Annotated in this window: 20 protein-coding genes, 3 tRNA genes and 2 pseudogenes; 11 read left to right on the forward strand and 14 right to left on the reverse strand. The window is 68.5% G+C overall.

The annotated features are described in order from the left end of the window. Positions 1 to 135: pseudogene (locus VFX99_RS04420) on the reverse strand (VIT family protein); the annotation flags it as partial. Between the two features lie 131 nt (positions 136 to 266). On the opposite strand from VFX99_RS04420, the gene VFX99_RS04425 reads away from it, so the two are divergent. The 3 genes from VFX99_RS04425 (at position 267) to VFX99_RS04435 (ending at position 945) form a co-directional block, all read left to right on the forward strand. Next, positions 267 to 343 (forward strand) — tRNA-Ile (locus VFX99_RS04425). 7 nt (positions 344 to 350) lie between these two features. Beyond that, positions 351 to 423: transfer RNA gene (locus VFX99_RS04430), tRNA-Ala, on the forward strand. 96 nt (positions 424 to 519) lie between these two features. After that, positions 520 to 945: an NUDIX hydrolase gene (locus VFX99_RS04435; RefSeq protein WP_329665107.1), complete on the forward strand. Its 426-nt coding sequence runs from the start codon at positions 520 to 522 to the stop codon at positions 943 to 945. Positions 946 to 981: 36 nt separating this feature from the next. Here VFX99_RS04435 and VFX99_RS04440 read toward each other — a convergent pair whose 3' ends face one another. Both VFX99_RS04440 and VFX99_RS04445 read right to left on the reverse strand, forming a co-directional pair. Next, complete coding sequence (locus VFX99_RS04440) at positions 982 to 1,464, reverse strand: YbaK/EbsC family protein (protein WP_329665108.1); 483 nt, start codon at positions 1,462 to 1,464, stop codon at positions 982 to 984. A gap of 63 nt (positions 1,465 to 1,527) precedes the next feature. Continuing rightward, positions 1,528 to 2,112, reverse strand: coding sequence for a DNA helicase (locus tag VFX99_RS04445; protein WP_329665109.1), 585 nt, complete (start codon positions 2,110 to 2,112; stop codon positions 1,528 to 1,530). A gap of 96 nt (positions 2,113 to 2,208) precedes the next feature. Between VFX99_RS04445 and VFX99_RS04450 the strand changes: the two genes are divergently transcribed. Beyond that, positions 2,209 to 2,781, forward strand: a complete 573-nt coding sequence (locus tag VFX99_RS04450) for a peptidylprolyl isomerase (RefSeq protein ID WP_329665110.1) — start codon at positions 2,209 to 2,211, stop codon at positions 2,779 to 2,781. Between the two features lie 15 nt (positions 2,782 to 2,796). Then, on the forward strand, positions 2,797 to 3,675 hold the full coding sequence (locus tag VFX99_RS04455) for a rhomboid family intramembrane serine protease (RefSeq protein WP_329665111.1): 879 nt from the start codon (positions 2,797 to 2,799) through the stop codon (positions 3,673 to 3,675). A gap of 86 nt (positions 3,676 to 3,761) precedes the next feature. Here VFX99_RS04455 and VFX99_RS04460 read toward each other — a convergent pair whose 3' ends face one another. Next, entirely contained in the window at positions 3,762 to 4,001 is a 240-nt protein-coding gene (locus VFX99_RS04460; RefSeq protein ID WP_329665112.1) for a cell division protein CrgA, read from the reverse strand. Between the two features lie 125 nt (positions 4,002 to 4,126). On the opposite strand from VFX99_RS04460, the gene VFX99_RS04465 reads away from it, so the two are divergent. The 4 genes and pseudogenes from VFX99_RS04465 to VFX99_RS04480 all read left to right on the forward strand — a co-directional run. Continuing rightward, positions 4,127 to 4,939 (forward strand): class E sortase, encoded by an 813-nt coding sequence (locus VFX99_RS04465; protein WP_329665113.1) that lies wholly within the window; start codon positions 4,127 to 4,129, stop codon positions 4,937 to 4,939. Continuing rightward, the gene (locus tag VFX99_RS04470) at positions 4,939 to 5,094 is read left to right on the forward strand and encodes a hypothetical protein (protein ID WP_329665114.1); all 156 of its coding nucleotides are present in this window, start codon (positions 4,939 to 4,941) and stop codon (positions 5,092 to 5,094) included. The genes VFX99_RS04465 and VFX99_RS04470 overlap by 1 nt, the downstream gene beginning before the upstream one ends. A gap of 21 nt (positions 5,095 to 5,115) precedes the next feature. Next, on the forward strand, positions 5,116 to 5,754 hold the full coding sequence (locus VFX99_RS04475) for a glutamine amidotransferase-related protein (protein WP_329665115.1): 639 nt from the start codon (positions 5,116 to 5,118) through the stop codon (positions 5,752 to 5,754). Between the two features lie 116 nt (positions 5,755 to 5,870). Next, a pseudogene (locus VFX99_RS04480) lies at positions 5,871 to 5,961 on the forward strand (dihydrofolate reductase); the annotation flags it as partial. Between the two features lie 116 nt (positions 5,962 to 6,077). On the opposite strand, the gene pknB reads toward VFX99_RS04480, so the two are convergent. The 7 genes from pknB to VFX99_RS04515 all read right to left on the reverse strand — a co-directional run bounded on the left by pknB (position 6,078) and on the right by VFX99_RS04515 (position 15,030). Further along, the gene (pknB, locus tag VFX99_RS04485) at positions 6,078 to 7,778 is read right to left on the reverse strand and encodes a Stk1 family PASTA domain-containing Ser/Thr kinase (protein WP_329665116.1); all 1,701 of its coding nucleotides are present in this window, start codon (positions 7,776 to 7,778) and stop codon (positions 6,078 to 6,080) included. A 64-nt stretch (positions 7,779 to 7,842) separates the two neighbouring features. Continuing rightward, a complete protein-coding gene (locus tag VFX99_RS04490) occupies positions 7,843 to 9,558 on the reverse strand; it encodes a serine/threonine-protein kinase (RefSeq protein ID WP_329665117.1) in 1,716 nt (571 codons plus the stop codon). Then, positions 9,555 to 11,012, reverse strand: coding sequence for a penicillin-binding transpeptidase domain-containing protein (locus VFX99_RS04495; RefSeq protein WP_329665118.1), 1,458 nt, complete (start codon positions 11,010 to 11,012; stop codon positions 9,555 to 9,557). The genes VFX99_RS04490 and VFX99_RS04495 overlap by 4 nt, the downstream gene beginning before the upstream one ends. A gap of 109 nt (positions 11,013 to 11,121) precedes the next feature. Next, positions 11,122 to 12,519 carry an FtsW/RodA/SpoVE family cell cycle protein gene (locus VFX99_RS04500; protein WP_329665119.1) on the reverse strand — a complete coding sequence of 466 codons (1,398 nt, stop codon included), beginning with the start codon at positions 12,517 to 12,519 and terminating at the stop codon, positions 11,122 to 11,124. After that, a complete protein-coding gene (locus VFX99_RS04505; protein WP_329665120.1) occupies positions 12,516 to 13,754 on the reverse strand; it encodes a PP2C family serine/threonine-protein phosphatase in 1,239 nt (412 codons plus the stop codon). Before VFX99_RS04505 ends, VFX99_RS04500 begins: the two co-directional genes overlap by 4 nt. 14 nt (positions 13,755 to 13,768) lie before the next feature. Continuing rightward, positions 13,769 to 14,293 (reverse strand): FHA domain-containing protein FhaB/FipA, encoded by a 525-nt coding sequence (locus VFX99_RS04510; protein WP_329665121.1) that lies wholly within the window; start codon positions 14,291 to 14,293, stop codon positions 13,769 to 13,771. Beyond that, positions 14,290 to 15,030 carry a DUF3662 and FHA domain-containing protein gene (locus tag VFX99_RS04515; RefSeq protein WP_329665122.1) on the reverse strand — a complete coding sequence of 247 codons (741 nt, stop codon included), beginning with the start codon at positions 15,028 to 15,030 and terminating at the stop codon, positions 14,290 to 14,292. Before VFX99_RS04515 ends, VFX99_RS04510 begins: the two co-directional genes overlap by 4 nt. A gap of 303 nt (positions 15,031 to 15,333) precedes the next feature. Here VFX99_RS04515 and VFX99_RS04520 point away from each other — a divergent pair. After that, positions 15,334 to 15,417: transfer RNA gene (locus VFX99_RS04520), tRNA-Leu, on the forward strand. A 114-nt stretch (positions 15,418 to 15,531) separates the two neighbouring features. On the opposite strand, the gene VFX99_RS04525 is transcribed toward VFX99_RS04520, so the two are convergent. Both VFX99_RS04525 and VFX99_RS04530 read right to left on the reverse strand, forming a co-directional pair. Further along, positions 15,532 to 16,017: a GNAT family N-acetyltransferase gene (locus tag VFX99_RS04525; RefSeq protein ID WP_329665123.1), complete on the reverse strand. Its 486-nt coding sequence runs from the start codon at positions 16,015 to 16,017 to the stop codon at positions 15,532 to 15,534. A gap of 43 nt (positions 16,018 to 16,060) precedes the next feature. Further along, a complete protein-coding gene (locus VFX99_RS04530) occupies positions 16,061 to 16,699 on the reverse strand; it encodes a GntR family transcriptional regulator (RefSeq protein ID WP_329665124.1) in 639 nt (212 codons plus the stop codon). 359 nt (positions 16,700 to 17,058) lie between these two features. On the opposite strand from VFX99_RS04530, the gene VFX99_RS04535 reads away from it, so the two are divergent. After that, positions 17,059 to 17,265: a cold-shock protein gene (locus tag VFX99_RS04535; protein WP_091485579.1), complete on the forward strand. Its 207-nt coding sequence runs from the start codon at positions 17,059 to 17,061 to the stop codon at positions 17,263 to 17,265. 73 nt (positions 17,266 to 17,338) lie between these two features. Here VFX99_RS04535 and VFX99_RS04540 read toward each other — a convergent pair. Further along, a partial coding sequence (locus tag VFX99_RS04540) for a phosphatidylglycerol lysyltransferase domain-containing protein (protein ID WP_329665125.1) occupies positions 17,339 to 17,633 on the reverse strand: 295 nt, incomplete at its 5' end.

Below are 17,633 nucleotides of genomic sequence, written 5' to 3' on the forward strand. Positions count from 1 at the left end.
GACGCCGACCACGAGCGACGCGACAGAGACGATGCCGTCGTTCGCGCCGAGCACACCGGCCCGCAGCCAGTTGAGCCGCTGCCCGACGCCGCCCGCGTGGGCTTCGCCTGGGTGTGCGGGGTCACCGGTCGACACCTCGCCAGTCAACCAATGCGCTGACGCCGATGCGCTGCGGCGCGCCGCGCAGAAGACGCCGCGCGGATTCGTGAATTCCCTGCGCGTCGGGTAAAGTCTTGGAGGTTGACGGCGCTCGCGCCGTACGAAACGGGGCTATAGCTCAGGCGGTTAGAGCGCTTCACTGATAATGAAGAGGTCCCAGGTTCAAGTCCTGGTAGCCCCACCACAGCCCCGGGGCCTTAGCTCAGTTGGTAGAGCGCCTGCTTTGCAAGCAGGATGTCAGGAGTTCGAATCTCCTAGGCTCCACAATCCGGAATCCGAGAGAGCGCTGACCCGAAGGGTCGGCGCTTTCTGCTTTGCAGATGCCGCGACTCTCGCTTACGGCTGGATAGAGTCGAACGCATGGATACGCGGGTCGCGGCATACGCGGTCATCATCGACGCCGACGACCGCATCCTGCTCGCGCACTGGAACGAGGGTCGCCGCGCGGCCTGGACGCTGCCGGGCGGCGGACTCGATCCCGGCGAAGACCCCGAGCACGCGGCCCGGCGCGAGATCCGCGAGGAGACGGGCTACCGCGCGGCCGTCGGCGAGCTGCTCGGCATCCACTCCCGGGTCATCCCCGCCGGCCGTCGTCTCGCGGCCGACGCCAGCGGTCCGCTGCACGCCCTCCGCATCATCTACCGCGCGCGGATCACCGGTGGGCGGCTGCGCAACGAGACGAACGGCTCGACCGATCGCGCGGAGTGGTTTCCGCTTTCCACCGTGCCGGGCCTGCAGCGCGTCAAACTCGTCGACATCGCGCTGCGGATGGCTCAGCGAGAGTGATTCAGACCGGATGCCGCGGGGTGCGGCATCCGGTCGTCAATCGATCTTCTGTGAGATGTCAGCGACGGTCGCCCCGTACGATGCGACCAGGTCGTCCGCGTTCACGAACAGGCTGTACCCGTGCGCGCCGGCGCCCATCGCGATCCGCTCGCCGATGATCCGCTGGTCGGCGAAGATCGGCCACTCGTGCGAACTGCCGATGGGCACGATAGTGCCGCGTTCGTACCCGGTCGCCGCCAGCGCCCGCGCCGGATCGGGCAGCTGCAGCTTGTTCACTCCGACGACCGCGCGCAGCTTGGGCCAGGAGATGGCGCGATCGCCGGGGACGAGGGCGAACAGGTAGGTGTCGTCGCTTCGCTTGACCACGAGGGTCTTCACGATCCCCGCCGGCGGGATGCCGAGAAGCTCGGCCGCATCGGTCAAGCTCCGGGCTGCGGGCCGCTCGCGGATCTCGATCTCCAGGCCGCGAGCCGATGCCGCGTCACGGACGCGTCCCAGCGGGTCGTTGGCTTCGGTCATCGCACCAGGCTACCGACGACGAAGAGCCCCGCTGGACAGCGGGGCTCTTCGTGGGAGATCGGCTCAGGCGTCGGGCGCCCGCAGCGGGTCGTCGGCGACCCAGAGCTCGTCGTCGGCGCGAAGCGTCTGCCACGCCGCGTAGAGCACTCCGGCCGCAGCCGCCACGCCGAGGATGATCGCGATCACGCCGCCGGCGCCGATGCCGCGCTTGGGCGGGTCGAGCACCGACAGCTTCTGCGCCAGCCGCTTCGACGCCTGCGCGCCGTACTTGTCGGCCTTCTTCGCGTACGTCGCCGCGTCGGGCAGGGAGAATCCCTTGCCGGAGGCGAGACGCGAGCGGGTGTCGTTGGCGGCGTCCCACACGGAGAGCGCCGAACCCACGACGGCGCCCGCGGTCGGAACCACCTTGTCGCTGAGCACCTGCTTGGAGAACTGCTTGCCCTTGTCCACGTAGGGGGCCGCGTACTTCCCGTAGCTCGCCTGTACCGAGGGAATCACCTGCTCGCGGTTGAAGTGTCCCAGCTGCCGCGTCGCTTCGCGCGCGATGTTCGCGGCCTCGCCGACGAGCACCTGCTGTGACTCCCAGAGGTTGTTGGCCTGCACCTGGAGTCGGTGGAGTTCCTTCTTGCGCTTGCGGTTGAGGCTCACGTTGCCCTCCCAAAGGCCGGGGTTGTAGTTGTCCCATCTTGCCAGACGGCATCGCGGACGGGAGCCTTCCCACCGAACTCTGAGAGAATGGACGACATGCCTCAGCACACAGCGGTAGCCACCCTGCACACCAACCACGGCGACATCGTCGTGAACCTCTTCGGGGATCACGCTCCCCAGACCGTCGAGAACTTCATCGGCCTCGCGGACGGCTCCAAGGAGTGGACCCACCCGGGCACCGGCAAAGCCGGCGAGGGCCCGCTGTACAAGGATGTCGTGTTCCACCGCATCATCTCTGGCTTCATGATCCAGGGCGGCGACCCCCTCGGCGTCGGCACCGGCGGTCCGGGCTACAACTTCAACGACGAGATCAACGGCGAGCTCACCTTCACCGCTCCCTACAAGCTCGCGATGGCGAACGCGGGCCTGCGTCGCAATGCGCTGACCGGTCGTCCCGAGGGAACCAACGGGTCGCAGTTCTTCATCACGGTCCCCGGCCAGGCGGGCCGCGGCCCGGAGTGGCTTCAGGGCAAGCACACCATCTTCGGCGAGGTCGTCGACGACGCGTCGAAGGCCGTCGTCGACGAGATCAGCGCCCTGCCCACGGCATCCGGCGACCGACCGCTCGAGCCGGTCGTGATCACCTCGATCGACGTCGTCTCGGTGTAGGGCGCCCGCCCACCCGTGACCTCGACCGACTTCCGCCGCAACAGCGACAACTTCTGCTACCGGCATCCCGACCGGCAGAGCTTCGTCCTGTGTCAGCGATGCATGCGCACCATCTGCCCGGAATGCCAGACGCAGGGTGCCGTCGGGGTGATCTGCCCCGAGTGCATGGCCGAGCAGCAGAAGTCGCAGACTCCGTCGCAGAAGAAGGCCGAGCGAAGGTGGGCGCGGCCGGTCGCTCTCGCAGCACGCGACTCTCGACCGCTCGTCACGTACGGGATCATTGCGTTGGCGGCGCTCGTCTACGTGACTCAGCTGATTCCGGGTCTGCCGGTGCAGGAGCTGCTCGCCTTCAACAGCCTGTTCGTGATGCCCTCGGCGGGAGTCGCACCGTTCCAGCCGTGGCGACTGCTCACGGTGCTGTTCGTCCACAGCGGGTTCTTCCACATCGGCCTCAACATGCTCGCCGTGTGGATGATCGGCCGCAGCCTGGAACCGCTGCTCGGGCACTGGCGCTTTCTTGCTCTCTACCTCCTGTCCGGCCTCGGCGGATCGGTCGGCGTGGCCCTCATCGCGCCGAACGTCTGGGTCGTCGGCGCCTCGGGGGCCGTGTTCGGGCTCCTCGGTGCCCTCCTCGTGATCGGCCGGCACATCGGTGCGAACATCCGCGGCATCCTGATCATCCTCGGCATCAACCTCGTGATCGGCTTCGTGCCGGGGTTCCAGGTCGCCTGGCAGGCGCACCTCGGCGGACTCGCGATTGGCGCGCTGGTGGGCTTCATCTACGCGCGGACCCGATCGGCGAGGCGGCGCGCGCTGCAGGTGGCGCTGCTGATCGCGGTTGCGGTGGGCCTGTTCGCCCTGCTGCTGGTGCCGCCGCTCATCTACACGTACTGAGGGTTATCCACAGATCTATCCACACCTGGGGATGAATCACACCAGTGTAATTCCACGCGCAGGAAGAGCGCAGGCAGAGGAGTGCGTCAGCGCCAGCGGGTGGTCATCAAGAAGCCGATGAAGGCGATACCGAAGCCGATGACGAGGTTCCAGGCGCCGATCCCGGGGATCGGGAAATTGCTGCCGCTGAGGTAGAACACCAGCACCCAGACGAGTCCGACCAGCATGAGGCCGATCATGATCGGCTTGAACCACACCGGATTCGGTGCCGCCTCGCCTTCGGTGCGCTCCACCAGGGAGTCGTCGTCTTTGCCGGGTCGTGCCATACGTCACATCCTACCTCTCAGCCGCAGCGCTTCCAGGCGGGCGCCCGCGCCGTACATCGGCACCGAGCCCGCTCGGGCGATCTCCTGGGAGCGGGGCCACAGCCCGCGCGAACTAGAATCCACGTGTGGACGAGGCGACGATCGAGCGTGCGGACGAGACCCGACGTCCGACGAGCCGCCGCCCGCTTCGCCGCATCACTGTCATCGGAGTACTGGGCGACCTGCTTCTCACCGCCGGCGTCATCACTCTTCTCTACGTCGGGTGGCAGCTGTGGATCGGAGACCTGATCTACGCCGCGCAGCGTAACGCGACCGGGCAGGAGCTCTCGCAGGAATGGGAGCAGCAGTATGCGGCTCCCGCGCCGGGCGATGCCGCGAGCGACCCGGTCCCGAGCGAGACGGCCGAGGCCGAGGCGCCGCCCGCTGTCGAGCCGATCGTCCTGCCCGAGCCTGCCGACGCCGAGATCTTCGGCATCATGCACATTCCCCGCTTCGGTGTGGACTATCAGGTGCCGATGGCCGGCGGCGTCAGCCGGGAGCACACCCTCGATCCCATCGGCATCGGCCACTACCCCGACACGGCGATGCCCGGCGCGGTCGGCAACTTCGCCGTCGCCGCGCACCGCACGACCTACGGCAAGCCGTTCAACCGCATCGCCGAGCTGCACGTCAACGACGCGATCATCGTCGAGACCGCTGACGGCTGGTACACCTACCGCTTCCGCACGCTCGAGTACGTGACCCCCGACGAGGTCGAGGTGCTCCTGCCGGTTCCGCAGGTGCCGGACGCTCCGCCCGGCTCGCGCTACATCACGCTCACCAGCTGCAGTCCGATGTTCGCCATGACCGAGCGCATCGTCGCCTACGGCGTGTTCGAGTCGTTCACCCCCCGGGCCGCTGGAGCGCCCCCTGCGCTGACGGACGGAGTGGCCGCCTGATGTACACCGCCCTGTGGCACGCCCTTCCCGGCCCGTGGTGGGTGCGCGTGCTGATCCTGCTCGTCCTGATCGTTGCGGTCCTGTACGGACTGTTCTTCTACGGATTCCCGTGGATCAGCCAGTTCGTGAACCCGCAGGAAGTCACCGTTGAGTGAGGTCACTCCGGAGCGGCGACGATGAGCAGCGGAGCGCCGATCCTGGTCGTCGACAACCACGACAGCTTCGTGCACACGCTGGTCGGCTACCTGCACGAGCTGGGCGCCGACACCGACCTCCTCGAGGCCGATGCGATCGACCCGGATGCCGCGGCATCCGTTCTCGCGGGCTATCGAGGTGTGCTGATCTCACCCGGACCGGGGACGCCCGCGCGTGCCGGCGCATCGATCGCGGTGGTGCGGGCGGCTGCGGCCGCCGGAACCCCGCTGCTCGGCGTCTGCCTCGGCCACCAGGCGATCGCCGAGGCGTACGGCGCCACCGTGTCGCACGCGCCCGAGCTGATGCACGGGATGACCTCGCTCGTCGAGCACGACGGCGGTGGCCTCTACGAAGGGCTGCCCAATCCGTTCACGGCGACGCGGTACCACTCGCTCGCGATCGTACCGGACACGGTTCCCGCCGATCTGGTGGTGACGAGTTCCACCGACAGCGGCGTCATCATGGGGATCGCGCACCGTACGGCGCCGATCCAGGGCGTCCAGTTCCACCCCGAGGCGGTCCTCACCGAGGGTGGACACCGCCTGCTGGGCAACTGGCTCGAAACGGTCGGGTTCGCGGACGCCGGCGCGCGCGGCGCCGCGCTCCACCCGCGTCGCTGACACGGCGGCGGCGACCCACGACTCGCTGATATGGCGCACCCCGGAGCGAAGGAGCGCGCCCGCGGGCAAGGTCGTGATGAAACAGCACGGTGTCGGTCGACGGTTTCATCGCGGATGAGGACGAGCCTCCGAGCGGGGTCGACCATGCAGTCGTCGTGACCCACCGGCCGAAGCCCGGACCCTGAGGCGCCGTTCCACTTCGTCGACCAGGGCGACCGTCTGCGTCACCTGCGTTTTCGGGTGCGCCGGCAACCGCTCTGAGCGGATACGCCGAAGCCCAGCGCGAGCGGCGGAACAGGGCCCGGGTCTCGCCGGCGTCCCCGCTACGGTCCGGAGCAGTAGGTGAGCACGATCTCGGCGTGAATCGGCGCCTCGCCCGGGGCGATCGACTGCGTGGTCACGATCGGCGGGTCCGCCGCGGTGCAGGAGGGATCCTCCTGTGGGATCACGATCAGCTGCGAGTCGGGTCCCTCGAGTTCTCGCGTCGCCGCCTCGATCGTGTAGCCGGTCACGTCGTTGAGCACGACGCGGCCGGTCGCGGCCACGACGTTGACAGTCCCGCCGATCGCGACCGTGGATCCGGCTGCGGGATCGGTGGAGATGATGGTTCCGCCGCCCAGCGCGGGATCGTTGCGCGGCGTCACCGATCCGAGTGTCAGCCCGGCCGCGCTGAGGGCCGCGGTCGCGGCATCCTGTCCCAGCCCTTCCAGCGCCGGAACCGTCGTGGTCTCCTGCCCCGTCGAGACGTAGACGCGAACCTCCTGGCCGGGGCTGACGGACGCTCCCGGCTGCGGATCGGTGCGGATGACGTTGCCGATGGCGACGTCGGCGTTGGGTTCGTCGACGCGGAACGAAACGAGGTCGGCCGCGCCGATCTCGACATTCGCCCGCTCGTAGGTCATGCCGGTGACATCGGGGACGATGCGCGCGGTGGTGGGGACGTCACCGCCGGGCCGGATCGACATCACCCAGAACAGCACCGAGATCAGCAGGACGGCGAGGACCGCCACGCCCGCCCAGATCCACGCGACCGGAGGCCCGGCCTGCGTGCGCTTCATCGTTGTGTCGGTGCTGAGCTGACGCAGCGAACGGGCTGTCTCGGCGGCCTGCTTGGGATTCGGTCCGTAGAGTTCGCTCGTCAGCGCGCCGACGGCTCGCTTGGAGGGCACCTTGCCGCCGACGGTCGCGTCCAGCGCCTCGCGGAACGCGCCCGCGTCCTGATAGCGCTGGAAGGGGTCCTTCGCGAGGGCGCGGAGCACGACGGCGTCGAGTGAACGCGGCACCGTGTCGACGACCTCCGACGGTGCGACCGGCGCCTCGCTGACGTGCTGGTAGGCCACTGCCACCGGCGACTCGCCGCGGAACGGCGGGCGACCTGTCAGCAGCTCGTACAGCACGACACCCGACGAGTAGACGTCCGCGCGGGCGTCGACGGGTTCGCCCTTGGCCTGCTCGGGAGAGAAGTAGGCGGCGGTCCCGAGTATCGAGGTGGTCTCGGCGACCGTCGAGGAGGAGTCCGACACGGCACGTGCGATGCCGAAGTCCATGACCTTCACCTGACCGGCATCCGTCACCATGACGTTGCCGGGCTTGATGTCGCGGTGCACGACACCGGCGCGGTGCGAGTACTCCAGGGCCTCGAGGATGCCGTCGACGTAGCGCACCGCATCGCCCACGGGCACGGGCCCGGCCGCGATGACATCCTTCAGGAGAGCGCCGTGGACGAGCTCCATGACGATGTAGGGCACCGGCCGGACGGTGCCGTCGGGGCTCGTCTCGGTGTCCTCGCCGGCATCGAAGACGCGCACGATCGTGGGATGCGCCATGCGAGACGCCGCCTGCGCCTCCATGCGGAAGCGCGTGCGGAACGCGTTGTCGCCGGCGAGGTCGCGGTTGAGGAGCTTGATGGCGACCTGGCGGCCGAGCGTCACGTCGTAGCCGCGGTAGACGGTGGCCATGCCGCCGCGACCGATGAGTTCATCGACTCGATAGCGCCCCGAAAGCACGCGCGGCTCAGCTGTCACGGTTACTCCCTGGGTGAAACAGAGTCAGCCTAACCGCTGCCGACAGGTCCCACTGAATCGCGTACTACGGGGTCGGGGTGGGTTGGGGTTCAGGATCGGTCGACTCGATCTGCGAAGTCGCCTCACCCGAAGGGCCGGAGTCGCGCTGGCCGGCAGAACCGCCCGAGCACGTCACGGTGTAAGTGACGATGATCGTCTGACCGGGACTGTTATCGGCCAGCAGCTGACCGTTGCGGTCGTTGGGACCGAACACGGCCGTCGACTGACCTGAGTTGGGGAACGTGCCCTGCACGGCCGTGAGGTTGTACGCGCTCACCTGCCCCGTCCCCGACGGGCACGTGTAGCCCGGCCACGAGACCTGCGTCTGCTCGCCCGCGACGACGGTGGCGGCCATCGTCGGTGCCGCGGGGGCGGGCATCGCCACCTGATCCGAATAGAAGGTCAGCGTCAGCAGCTGCGAGGGCGGGATGTTGCCGGAAGGACTGACGCGATAGACCTTGTTCACGTCGTCCGCCGTCGGGGCAGGATCGCCTCCGACGCAGTCGACGGCGTCCACGCCGGCGTCGCGCGCCACCGTCGCCGCCTCGGTGCAGTCCATGCCCTCGAGGCCGAGGGTGTCGACCGCGATGGTCGACGTCGTCGGCGTGGGCGTCGGCGTGGAGGGTGCCGGTGTCGGCGTGGAGGAGGACGGCGTGGGATCAGGAGTCGGCTGCTGGTTCGCGAAGAAAGCCCAGATCGTCCCACCGAGCACCAGCAGCAGCAGCACGATGAGGGCGATGAGCGGCCATGTCCACGGGCTTCGCTTCTTGGTCTCGGGCTTCTGCTCCTCGACGGCCGCGGTCGCGGGGAGGATGCGCGTCGCCGCGACGCTATCTCCTGCGGGCGTGAGCAGCTGGGTCATGTCGTCGCCGACCGAGGTGCCGGTCGCGATGGCGGGCACCGCCGCAGCGGCGGCCGCGACATCCCCGCGACGCAGAGCCGTCGCCGCACGGGCGACCGCCGCCGAAGAAGCGGGCCGCTCCTCCGGCTTCTTCGCGATCATCGCCATGACGAGGTTCTGCACGGGCACCGCGACCGTGGGGGGCAGCGGCGCGGCCTGCTCGTTGATCTGCGCCATGGCGATGGCGACCTGCGATTCACCCGTGAAGGGGCGCTTGCCCGCCAGGCTCTCGTAGGCCACGATGCCCAGCGAGTAGGTGTCGGTCGCCGGGGATGCGGGGTGTCCCGACGCCTGCTCGGGAGAGAGGTACTGGACCGTTCCCATGACCTGGCCGGTCGCGGTGAGCGGAACCTGATCGGCGATCCGCGCGATGCCGAAGTCGGTGATCTTCACCCGGCCGTCGGGCGTGATCAGCAGGTTGCCCGGCTTGATGTCACGGTGCACGAGCCCGGCGGCATGCGCCGCCTGCAGCGCCGCCGAGGTCTGCGCGACGATATCGAGGGTCTTGTCGGTCGAGAGGGAGCCATCGCGTTCGAGGATCGTGGACAGCGCCTCACCGGGCACCAGCTCCATCACCAGGAACGCGCTGCCGTTCTCCTCGCCGTAGTCGAAGACGCTCGCGATGCCCTCGTGGTTGACGAGGGCGGCGTGACGAGCCTCCGCCCGAAAGCGCTCCAGGAAGCCCGGGTCGCCCATGTACTCGTCTTTGAGGATCTTGATCGCGACGGTCCTGCCGATGACGTGGTCGGTCGCCTCCCACACCTCGCCCATACCGCCGATCGCGATCCGCGAGTCCAGCTCGTAGCGGCCGCCGAAGGTCACTCCCTGCGTCGGTCTCATCTGCCCAGCACCGCCTCCATGACCTTCTTCGCGATCGGAGCCGCGATCGTGTTGCCGCTCCCCGACTGACCCTCACCACCGCCGTCTTCGACGACGACCGCAACCGCCACCTCTGGATTCACCGCAGGTGCGAACCCGGTGAACCACAGTGTGTACGGCTGGTCAGCTCCGTTTTCCGCAGTGCCGGTCTTACCGCCCACATCGACCCCGTCTATTGTTGCACCCGACGCCGCGCCGTCATTGACATTGGCGACCATCATCGCGGCCAGCTCGGCGGCCAGCGCGGCGTCCAATGCGCGCCCGAATTCGGTGTTCTCGAACGTCTGCTGCACCGAGAGATCGGCGCCGATGACCTGATCGACCATGCGCGGATTCATGACGACCCCTTCGTTCGCGATGCCGGCAGACACCATCGCCATCTGCAGCGGGGTCGCGGTCACCTGCCCCTGTCCGAACCCGCTGAGGGCGGTCTGCGCGTCGTCCAGCCCGCGCGGGTAGCTCGACTCGGTCGACTCGAGCGGGATCGAGAAGGATGCGTTGAAGCCGTACTTCTCCGCTTCTTCGCGGATCGCGGTGTCGCCCAGCGCAACCGCGAGCTCCGCGAACGGGATGTTGCAGCTCAGCCTCAGGGCATCCGCGAGCGTCACAGTGTCGCCGGGACCGCACGCACCGCCGCTGGCGTTGAACACGACGCTGCTGGACTCCGGCAGCTGGTAGGAGGCCGGGTTCGGCAGTGTGGACGCCGGCGTCCACTGGCCCGACGCGAGTGCGGCCGACGCGACGACGAGTTTGAACGTCGATCCCGGCGGATTGAGGTTGCCGGCGATCGCGCGGTTGAACAGCGGGTGCGCCGGGTCGGCCTCGAGCACGTCGTACGCGTCGTTGACCTCGCTCGTGTTGTGCGATGCGAGCAGGTTCGTGTCGAAGCTGGGGCTGGTCACCATCGCCAGCACCCGGCCGGTTGCCGGCTCGATTGCGATGACCGCACCCTGGAGGCTGCCGAGCGCGTCATACGCGGCGCGCTGCACCGCGGCATCCAGGGTCAGTTCGACATTCGAGCCGCGCGGCGGCTGGCCGGTGAAGATGCGCTCGATGCGATCGAGGAACTGGGATCCCGCGGTGCCGCTCAACTCCTGGTTCATCGCCTGCTCGATGCCGGTGGCCGCGCCGAGGGCGGGGTTGATGTACCCGGTGACCGGCGCCCACATGGGGGCGTCGGGGTAGACGCGCTGCCACGTGAACACATCGTCCGAGGGCACCGACGTGGCGATCGCGGCGCCGCTGGCGATGATGGACCCGCGCTGCACCTCGTACGAGTCGTAGAGGGCCCGCGTGTTGCGGGTGTTCTCGGCGAGGGCCTCGGCCTGCACGACCTGGATCACGCTCGTCGAGGCGAACAGCGCGAGGAACATCAACAGCATCAGGATGCTGAGGCGCCGCAGCTCCTTCGTCATCGCGCGCCTCCCCTTCCTTGCCGCGAGACTTCACCGGGACGTCCAGACAGCGGGATGACCCCGCAGTCTCGACGCCCGGTTGCAGTCTCGCGGGGGTGTTCGGCGTGGGTCACCCGATCACCACCCGCGGGCGGCTGCGGACGGCATCCGAGATGCGCAGCAGGATCGCGACGATCAGCCAGTTCGCCACGAGCGATGAGCCGCCCGCGGCGAGGAACGGAGTGGTCAGACCCGTGAGGGGGATGATGCGCGTCACGCCGCCGACCATGATGAAGACCTGCAGCGCGATCGTGAACGACAGGCCCGTCGCCAGCAGCTTGCCGAAATCGTCCTGGCCGGCCAGGCCGATGCGGATGCCGCGGCTCGTGAACACCATGTAGAGGCAGAGGATGGCGAAGACGCCGATGAGGCCGAGCTCCTCGCCCAGGCTCGGGAGGATGTAGTCGCTCTGCGACAGGGGCGTGATGTAGGGCCGTCCCTGGCCGAGGCCGGTGCCGATGATCCCGCCCTGCGCGAGCCCGAAGATGCCCTGGACGAGCTGGTAGCTGCCGCCGCTGCGCTCGATCACCTCGGGGTTGAAGGCGTCGAGCCAGTTCGAGAAGCGCCCGCCGACGTACGGCAGGACGCGCGATGCCAGGAACGCGCCGGCGGCGGCGAGCACCACGCCGAGGACCACCCAGCTGGTCTTGCCCGTGGCCACGTAGAGCATCGCCACGAACATCCCGAAGATCAGCAGGCCCGTGCCGAGGTCGCGCTGGAGCACGATGATCCCGAGCGAGATCAGCCAGATCACCAGCAGCGGCCCGAGCTCGCGCGCTCGCGGCCACGTCATGCCGAGAAAGCGCGTGCCGACGGAGCTGAGGCTCTCGCGCGTGCGGACGAGATATCCCGCGAAGAAGATCGCCAGGGCTATCTTGGCGAGCTCGCCGGGCTGGAACGAGAAGAAGCCCAACGAGACCCACACGTCGGCGTTGGCATCGGTGCCCAGGCCGGGGATGATCGGCAGCACGAGGAGCACGACACCCGTCAGGCCCGCGATGTACGTGTAGCGGAACAGCACGCGGTAATTGCGCAGCAGCACCACCACCGCGATCGCACCGCCGATCGCGATGCCCGCCCACGCGATCTGCTTGGTCGAGTACGCGTCCCAGCCCTGCAGCTCCACAGCGATGTCGATGCGGTAGATCATCGAGATCCCCAGCCCCGTCAGCACGGTGGCGATCGGCAGCACGAAGGGGTCGGCATCCCTCGCCTGGAACCTGAGGACGATGTGCAGGGCGAACACCAGCGCGGTCAGCGCTCCGCAGTAGAACAGGAAGGTCACGTCGATCGCGCCGAGCGCTCCGAGTTGGACCAGGGCGATCGTGGATGCGTTGATCACGAAGGCGAACAGCAGCAGGAACAGCTCGCGGTTGCGCTGCGTCTGCGGCACCCGGATCCTCCGCAGCGCGCGCAGAACGGACGTGTCGGTGCTGATCGCCTCGGTGTTGCTCGGAGGTGCGCTCATCGGGTGGCCTCCGCCGAGCTGCGCAGCCGGTCGACGATCGCCTCTGCGTCGGCGAGGGATCGCGCCGAGATCGTCCGCTCCACTGTCGCGCGGCTGAACGACGGAAGGTCGGCGAGCGCGATCTCGGTGTCCTCGTAGGGCGTGGACAGCGCGATGGGGCCGATGTTCTGCTGGATCCCCTGGTAGATGACCACGGTGTCCTCATCGGCGCCGACGTAGAACCGCGTCTGCGTCCAGTTGTAGGCGACGAGCAGGCCCGCCGCGATGAGGGCAAGCACGATGACGAGACCGACGATCCAACCGATGCGGCGCCGCTTCGAGCGGCGGCGGTCCTCCTCGATCAGCTCCTCGAGGAACTCGGCGGCCGGTTCGAAGTGAGTGGGCTCGTTCGCGGCCTGGCGATTCGGGTGCAGCCATCCTCCGCGGCCCGAACGGGCGGCCGGAACCTCGATGCCCATCGGGTTGGAGGCGGACCCGACGATCGTGGGTGTGCCGGAGAAGATCGGATGCTGCCCCCCGACGTCCACGAGCACGATCGTCACGTTGTCTGGTGCGCCGCCGTCGAGGGCCTGCTTGAGGAGGTTGTCGGCGGTGCGCCCGGGCGCGAGGCCGAGGGCGAGGGCCTTCGCCGTGTGCGCGTCGTCCACGACGCCCGACAGGCCGTCCGAGCACAGCAGCCACCGGTCGCCGGGCTGCGTCGGCATGATGAAGGTGTCCAGCTCGGGGTCGGCGTCCATGTCGCCGAGCACGCGCATGAGCACCGACCGGCGCGGGTGGAACCGGGCCTCCTCGGGCGTGATGCGGCCCGAGTCGACGAGGCGCTGCACGAACGTGTGATCGGTCGTGATCTGCGTCAGCGCGTCTTCGCGGTACAGGTAGATCCGCGAGTCGCCGATGTGCGCGATCACCGCGTACTCCTCGACCATGACGAGGGCGCTGACCGTCGTGCCCATTCCCGCGAGCTCGGGCTTGAGGTGCACGGTGTCGATCAGCTCGACCGCTGCGTCGGCGATCGCATCCCGCAGCGCGCGCTCGGCGGCGGAGGTGGACTCGAACGGGCGGTCGAGGCGCTCGAGGCGGGCGATCGCCAGGCTGGACGCGACATCCCCGCCCGCATGCCCGCCCATGCCGTCCGCGACGGCGAACAGGTTGGAGCCGGCGTAACCGGAGTCCTGGTTGTTGGAGCGCACCTTGCCGGTGTGCGAGATGGCGGCGCTCGAGCCCTGAAAGACCATGTGTCCTGGGTCCGCTACTTCCGCAGCTCGAAGGTAGTCGCCCCGACCTTGATCGGCGCTCCGACCTTGATGGGAACCGGAGTGCTGACACGGGACCCGTCGTGCCAGGTTCCGTTGGTCGAGTCGAGGTCCTGCAGCATCCACTGGTCGCCCCACAGGACAAGGCGAGCGTGATGGCTCGACGTGTAGTCGTCGCGGATCACGAGGCCGGACTCGCTCGAACGGCCGATGGTGAGCGGCTCGGACCCGAGGGGCAGCTCGAGGCCCGCCTTCGGACCGCTCGTGATCACGATGCGCGACGCCGAGCCGGTGGTGGCCAGGCCTCCCTTGCCGGCGGACGGCGCGGGCTTCGACGACGCGATGGGAGCCGTCGCGGATCCGCGCGCCGGTGGGGCCGGCGGGGCCGCCGCGGGTTCCGGCATCCGTCGCACCTTGACGCCGAACAGGTCGGCGCGCAACGAGTAGACGACGGCGAACACGAAGAACCACAGCAGCACGAGGAATCCCACGCGCAGCAGGAGGAGGGTCAGTTCGCTCACCGCAGCGGCCCTCCGTCGCGGACGTCGAACACGCGGGTGGCGTCCTCGGACGGGCGCGGCGGGCGCGGCGGCGCCGCCTGCGCGACGACGCGGAACACGATATCGGTGCGGCCGATCGTGACGGTCGAGTCGGGCGGCAGCGCGGCTTCGGTGATCTTGCGGCCGTCCAGCAGGGTGCCGTTCGTGGACTGCATGTCGCGCACCATGGCCCGCTCGCCGTCCCACAGGATCTCGACGTGCTTGCGGCTCGTGCCCGAGTCGGCGATCGTGATGTCGGCGTCGCTGCCGCGCCCGATCACGGTGCGCGACTTGACGATCGGATGCCGCTTCCCCTCGACGTCGAGCATGCCTCGCCATGCGACTCGGCCCTCCACCGTGGACGATTCGACACGGAGCGTACCCGTGGAGAGCTGGTCGTCGCGCTCGAGGGTGATCGAGACGGGTCCGGCGAACGTGTACCCCTGCGACTTGGCATGCTTCTGCACCAGGGAGTCCAGCTCGTTGCCGAGCGCGCTGCCGAGCGTTCGCATGTGGTCGTCGTCGGTCGCGGACAGGTGCACCGTGAACGTGTTCGGCGCCAGGATGCGATCACGGCTCACGATGGCGGCCTTCTTGTCGAGCTCGCTCCGCAGAGCGGACGCGATCTCGACGGGCTGGATACCGCTGCGGAAGGTCTTGGCGAACGCGCTGTTGACCGCGCGCTCGAGACCCTTCTCGAAGCTGTCAAGTAGTCCCACACGACTCCTCAGGCAGGGCAGACCGGTTGCTACATGCTAGTTGCTGAGTCTGTGCCAGTCATGGACGGACGCCGTGGCGCGGGGCAGCGTGCGCCGCCGGGCGGGCGGATGCGGAGGAGATGCGCGATCGGGAGGCGGAAGCGGCGGGATTCATCCTCCGCCTCGCGCATCTCCTCCCGGCGGGCAGCCTCTCTGGGCGGAGGCGACCTCAGCTCGACGGTTCTGAGCTCGATTCGAGGGCCGCGAGGCTGCGTGATATCCTCGGGAAGTTGAGTTGCGCTGTGTCCTCGGATGCCGCATCTTGCGCGAGTGGCGGAATAGGCAGACGCGCTGGCTTCAGGTGCCAGTGCCCGAAAGGGCGTGGGGGTTCAACTCCCCCCTCGCGCACGAAATGACAAAGGGTCCCGAATGGGGCCCTTTGTCATTTCATGGGCGAGGGTCGGCCGCGAACTCGACCGGGGCGGGCCCCTGCCGCCAGAGGCTCCGCCCGCCGTTCGCCCGCTACTCCAGCGTCGGCGGCAGCACCAGCACGATCTCCTCGACGTCGCGACCGACGCCCGGCGCGAACTCGAGCTCGCGAGAGACCTCCGTGAAACCCAGCTTCTTCAGCACGGCGAGGGATGCCGCGTTGTGCGCGGCGACCCGCGCGAACAGGGGTCGCTCCGGCTCGCGCGACACCAGCAGGCGCAGCGCCTGGGTCGCGACTCCGCGCCCCCAGGCATGACGCGCGATCCAGTAGGTCACCTCGCGATCGCCCTCCGCCGAGAAGAGCGCGGCCGTGCCGGCGAAGCCGCCGCTCTCGGTCACGACGTAGAGCGCGACATCCGGCGCTGCGCGTTCGCGCCGCATCCACTCGTCGAACGTCTCGCGATCATCCGGATCGGCTGCCGTGAAGGCCGCCATCTCCACGGCGGCACGGTCGCGCATCATCTCGAAGATCGCGTCGAGATCCTCGTCGTCCAGGTCGCGCAGTTCGATGTGCCCCACGCCGTCAACGGTATCGACGGGCCGCGACAGGCGTAAGTCCTGCTCAGATCAGGCCGTGCAGATCCCGCAGGATCGCCTCCGCGCGCGCGCCGTCGCGGGTGGCGACGGCATCGCGGAATTCGATATAGCCCTCAGTGCGCCGGATCGGGCACTCGACGAAGGGGTGCCACCCGGCCAGGTTGCGGCGGATCGCGAGTTCCGCCTCGCGCAGGACGCGGATGAAGGCGAGATTGTCGGTGTGATGGACGACGCGGTCGAAGAACCGTGACGTCGCGGTCATGATGCCGGCGTGGTCGTCGTCACGGGATGCCGCCACGATCGCATCCACGTGCTCGACGCTCTGGGCGAGATCGTCGTCGGCGCACCGCTGGAGGGCGATCCGCAGCGCGCTGCCCAGAAGGTAGACGAAGAACTCGTGCGTGTCGGCGTGCACCCGGTCGCTCGGCACCGACACCCGCGTGTAGCGATTCGGCGAGACTTCGACCAGTCCGGTTCGCTCGAGCCGCTGCAGGGCTTCGCGCACCGGAGTGCGCGAGACCCCGAGCCCCTCGGCCAGCTCCCGGTCGCGAAGGCGCGCACCCGGTTCGAGGCGCCCATCGAGGATGGCCTCGCCGAGGAGCGTGTAGACCTCGTCACCGAGGACGGTTCCCCGGGGCTCGAGGGGTGCGAACGGCGTTGTCATGACGCGGAACATTCTATGGCTGATGATTCAGTTGCATAGACCCGTCGAAGCGTCCCGGCGACCCGACCCGGACGGTCCGGCGGACGGCACGGTCAACAGCGTTTTCACGGCGATGATCCCTCGCCGAACAGGTGATATATCGGTAGAGTGTGCGGTGTCACGCCAGTCGTGACTTATCCGGGGGGATCCGTCGACGCCCGGGCTTCGAGTGTCTATTCTCAGCCCGGGCGTGCGATGGGGCGGAGTGCAACGTTTATGTCACCTTCTTTCCGTGGAATCTTCACATCCGGCCGCGGTTCGATAGCCTGGATGGGACTCGACGCAGTTCGCGCGGCGGGCACCCCACAGAACGGCAATAAATGAGTACCCAGGGCACGGTCAAGTGGTTCAACGCGGAGAAGGGCTTCGGCTTCATCGCCCCCGATGACGGCGGCGCTGACGTTTTCGCGCACTACACCGCGATCCAGTCGGGCGGCTACCGCTCGCTTGAAGAGAACCAGCGCGTCGAGTTCGAAGTAGCCCAGGGCCCCAAGGGCCTGCAGGCTGAGAACATTCGTCCGGTCTGATTCAAGACCGACCGCGCGGCGCCTCAGGCGTCGCGCCTGCGGGGCGGGCAGCGACCCGAGTTCTTCGACGAACTCAGTCGCGCTCGCCCCGCACCAGTTCCACCCCGGCTCCGGCGAACTGCCGCAGTGTCGCATCGGGAAGGAACGCCCGAGCGAGGCCTGCGCCGATGCGCGTGAGGTCGCTCTCGTCGCGGAACAGCAGATACATCGTCTCGTACCGCGGGTGGAACTTCTCCTTGAAGCGGTGCAGGGAACCGAACCCGTAGACGGGTTCGAGCATGCCCGCCAGCCAGTCGGACAGACTGGCGATGGCCCCGGCATCCGGGGGATAGTCGTGCGCCAGCGGCGCACCCGACAGTGACATGATC

This window comes from Microbacterium sp. (assembly GCF_036277215.1).
In the GTDB taxonomy this organism is placed as follows: Bacteria; Actinomycetota; Actinomycetes; order Actinomycetales; family Microbacteriaceae; genus Microbacterium.

Coding starts and splice junctions, on each gene's coding strand:
- VFX99_RS04435 (WP_329665107.1), top strand. CDS start 520: ATGGATACGCGGGTCGCGGCATACGCGGTCATCATCGACGCCGACGAC.
- VFX99_RS04440 (WP_329665108.1), bottom strand. CDS start 1,464: ATGACCGAAGCCAACGACCCGCTGGGACGCGTCCGTGACGCGGCATCG.
- VFX99_RS04450 (WP_329665110.1), top strand. CDS start 2,209: ATGCCTCAGCACACAGCGGTAGCCACCCTGCACACCAACCACGGCGAC.
- VFX99_RS04460 (WP_329665112.1), bottom strand. CDS start 4,001: ATGGCACGACCCGGCAAAGACGACGACTCCCTGGTGGAGCGCACCGAA.
- VFX99_RS04470 (WP_329665114.1), top strand. CDS start 4,939: ATGTACACCGCCCTGTGGCACGCCCTTCCCGGCCCGTGGTGGGTGCGC.
- VFX99_RS04475 (WP_329665115.1), top strand. CDS start 5,116: ATGAGCAGCGGAGCGCCGATCCTGGTCGTCGACAACCACGACAGCTTC.
- VFX99_RS04490 (WP_329665117.1), bottom strand. CDS start 9,558: ATGAGACCGACGCAGGGAGTGACCTTCGGCGGCCGCTACGAGCTGGAC.
- VFX99_RS04495 (WP_329665118.1), bottom strand. CDS start 11,012: ATGACGAAGGAGCTGCGGCGCCTCAGCATCCTGATGCTGTTGATGTTC.
- VFX99_RS04500 (WP_329665119.1), bottom strand. CDS start 12,519: ATGAGCGCACCTCCGAGCAACACCGAGGCGATCAGCACCGACACGTCC.
- VFX99_RS04505 (WP_329665120.1), bottom strand. CDS start 13,754: ATGGTCTTTCAGGGCTCGAGCGCCGCCATCTCGCACACCGGCAAGGTG.
- VFX99_RS04530 (WP_329665124.1), bottom strand. CDS start 16,699: ATGACAACGCCGTTCGCACCCCTCGAGCCCCGGGGAACCGTCCTCGGT.
- VFX99_RS04535 (WP_091485579.1), top strand. CDS start 17,059: ATGAGTACCCAGGGCACGGTCAAGTGGTTCAACGCGGAGAAGGGCTTC.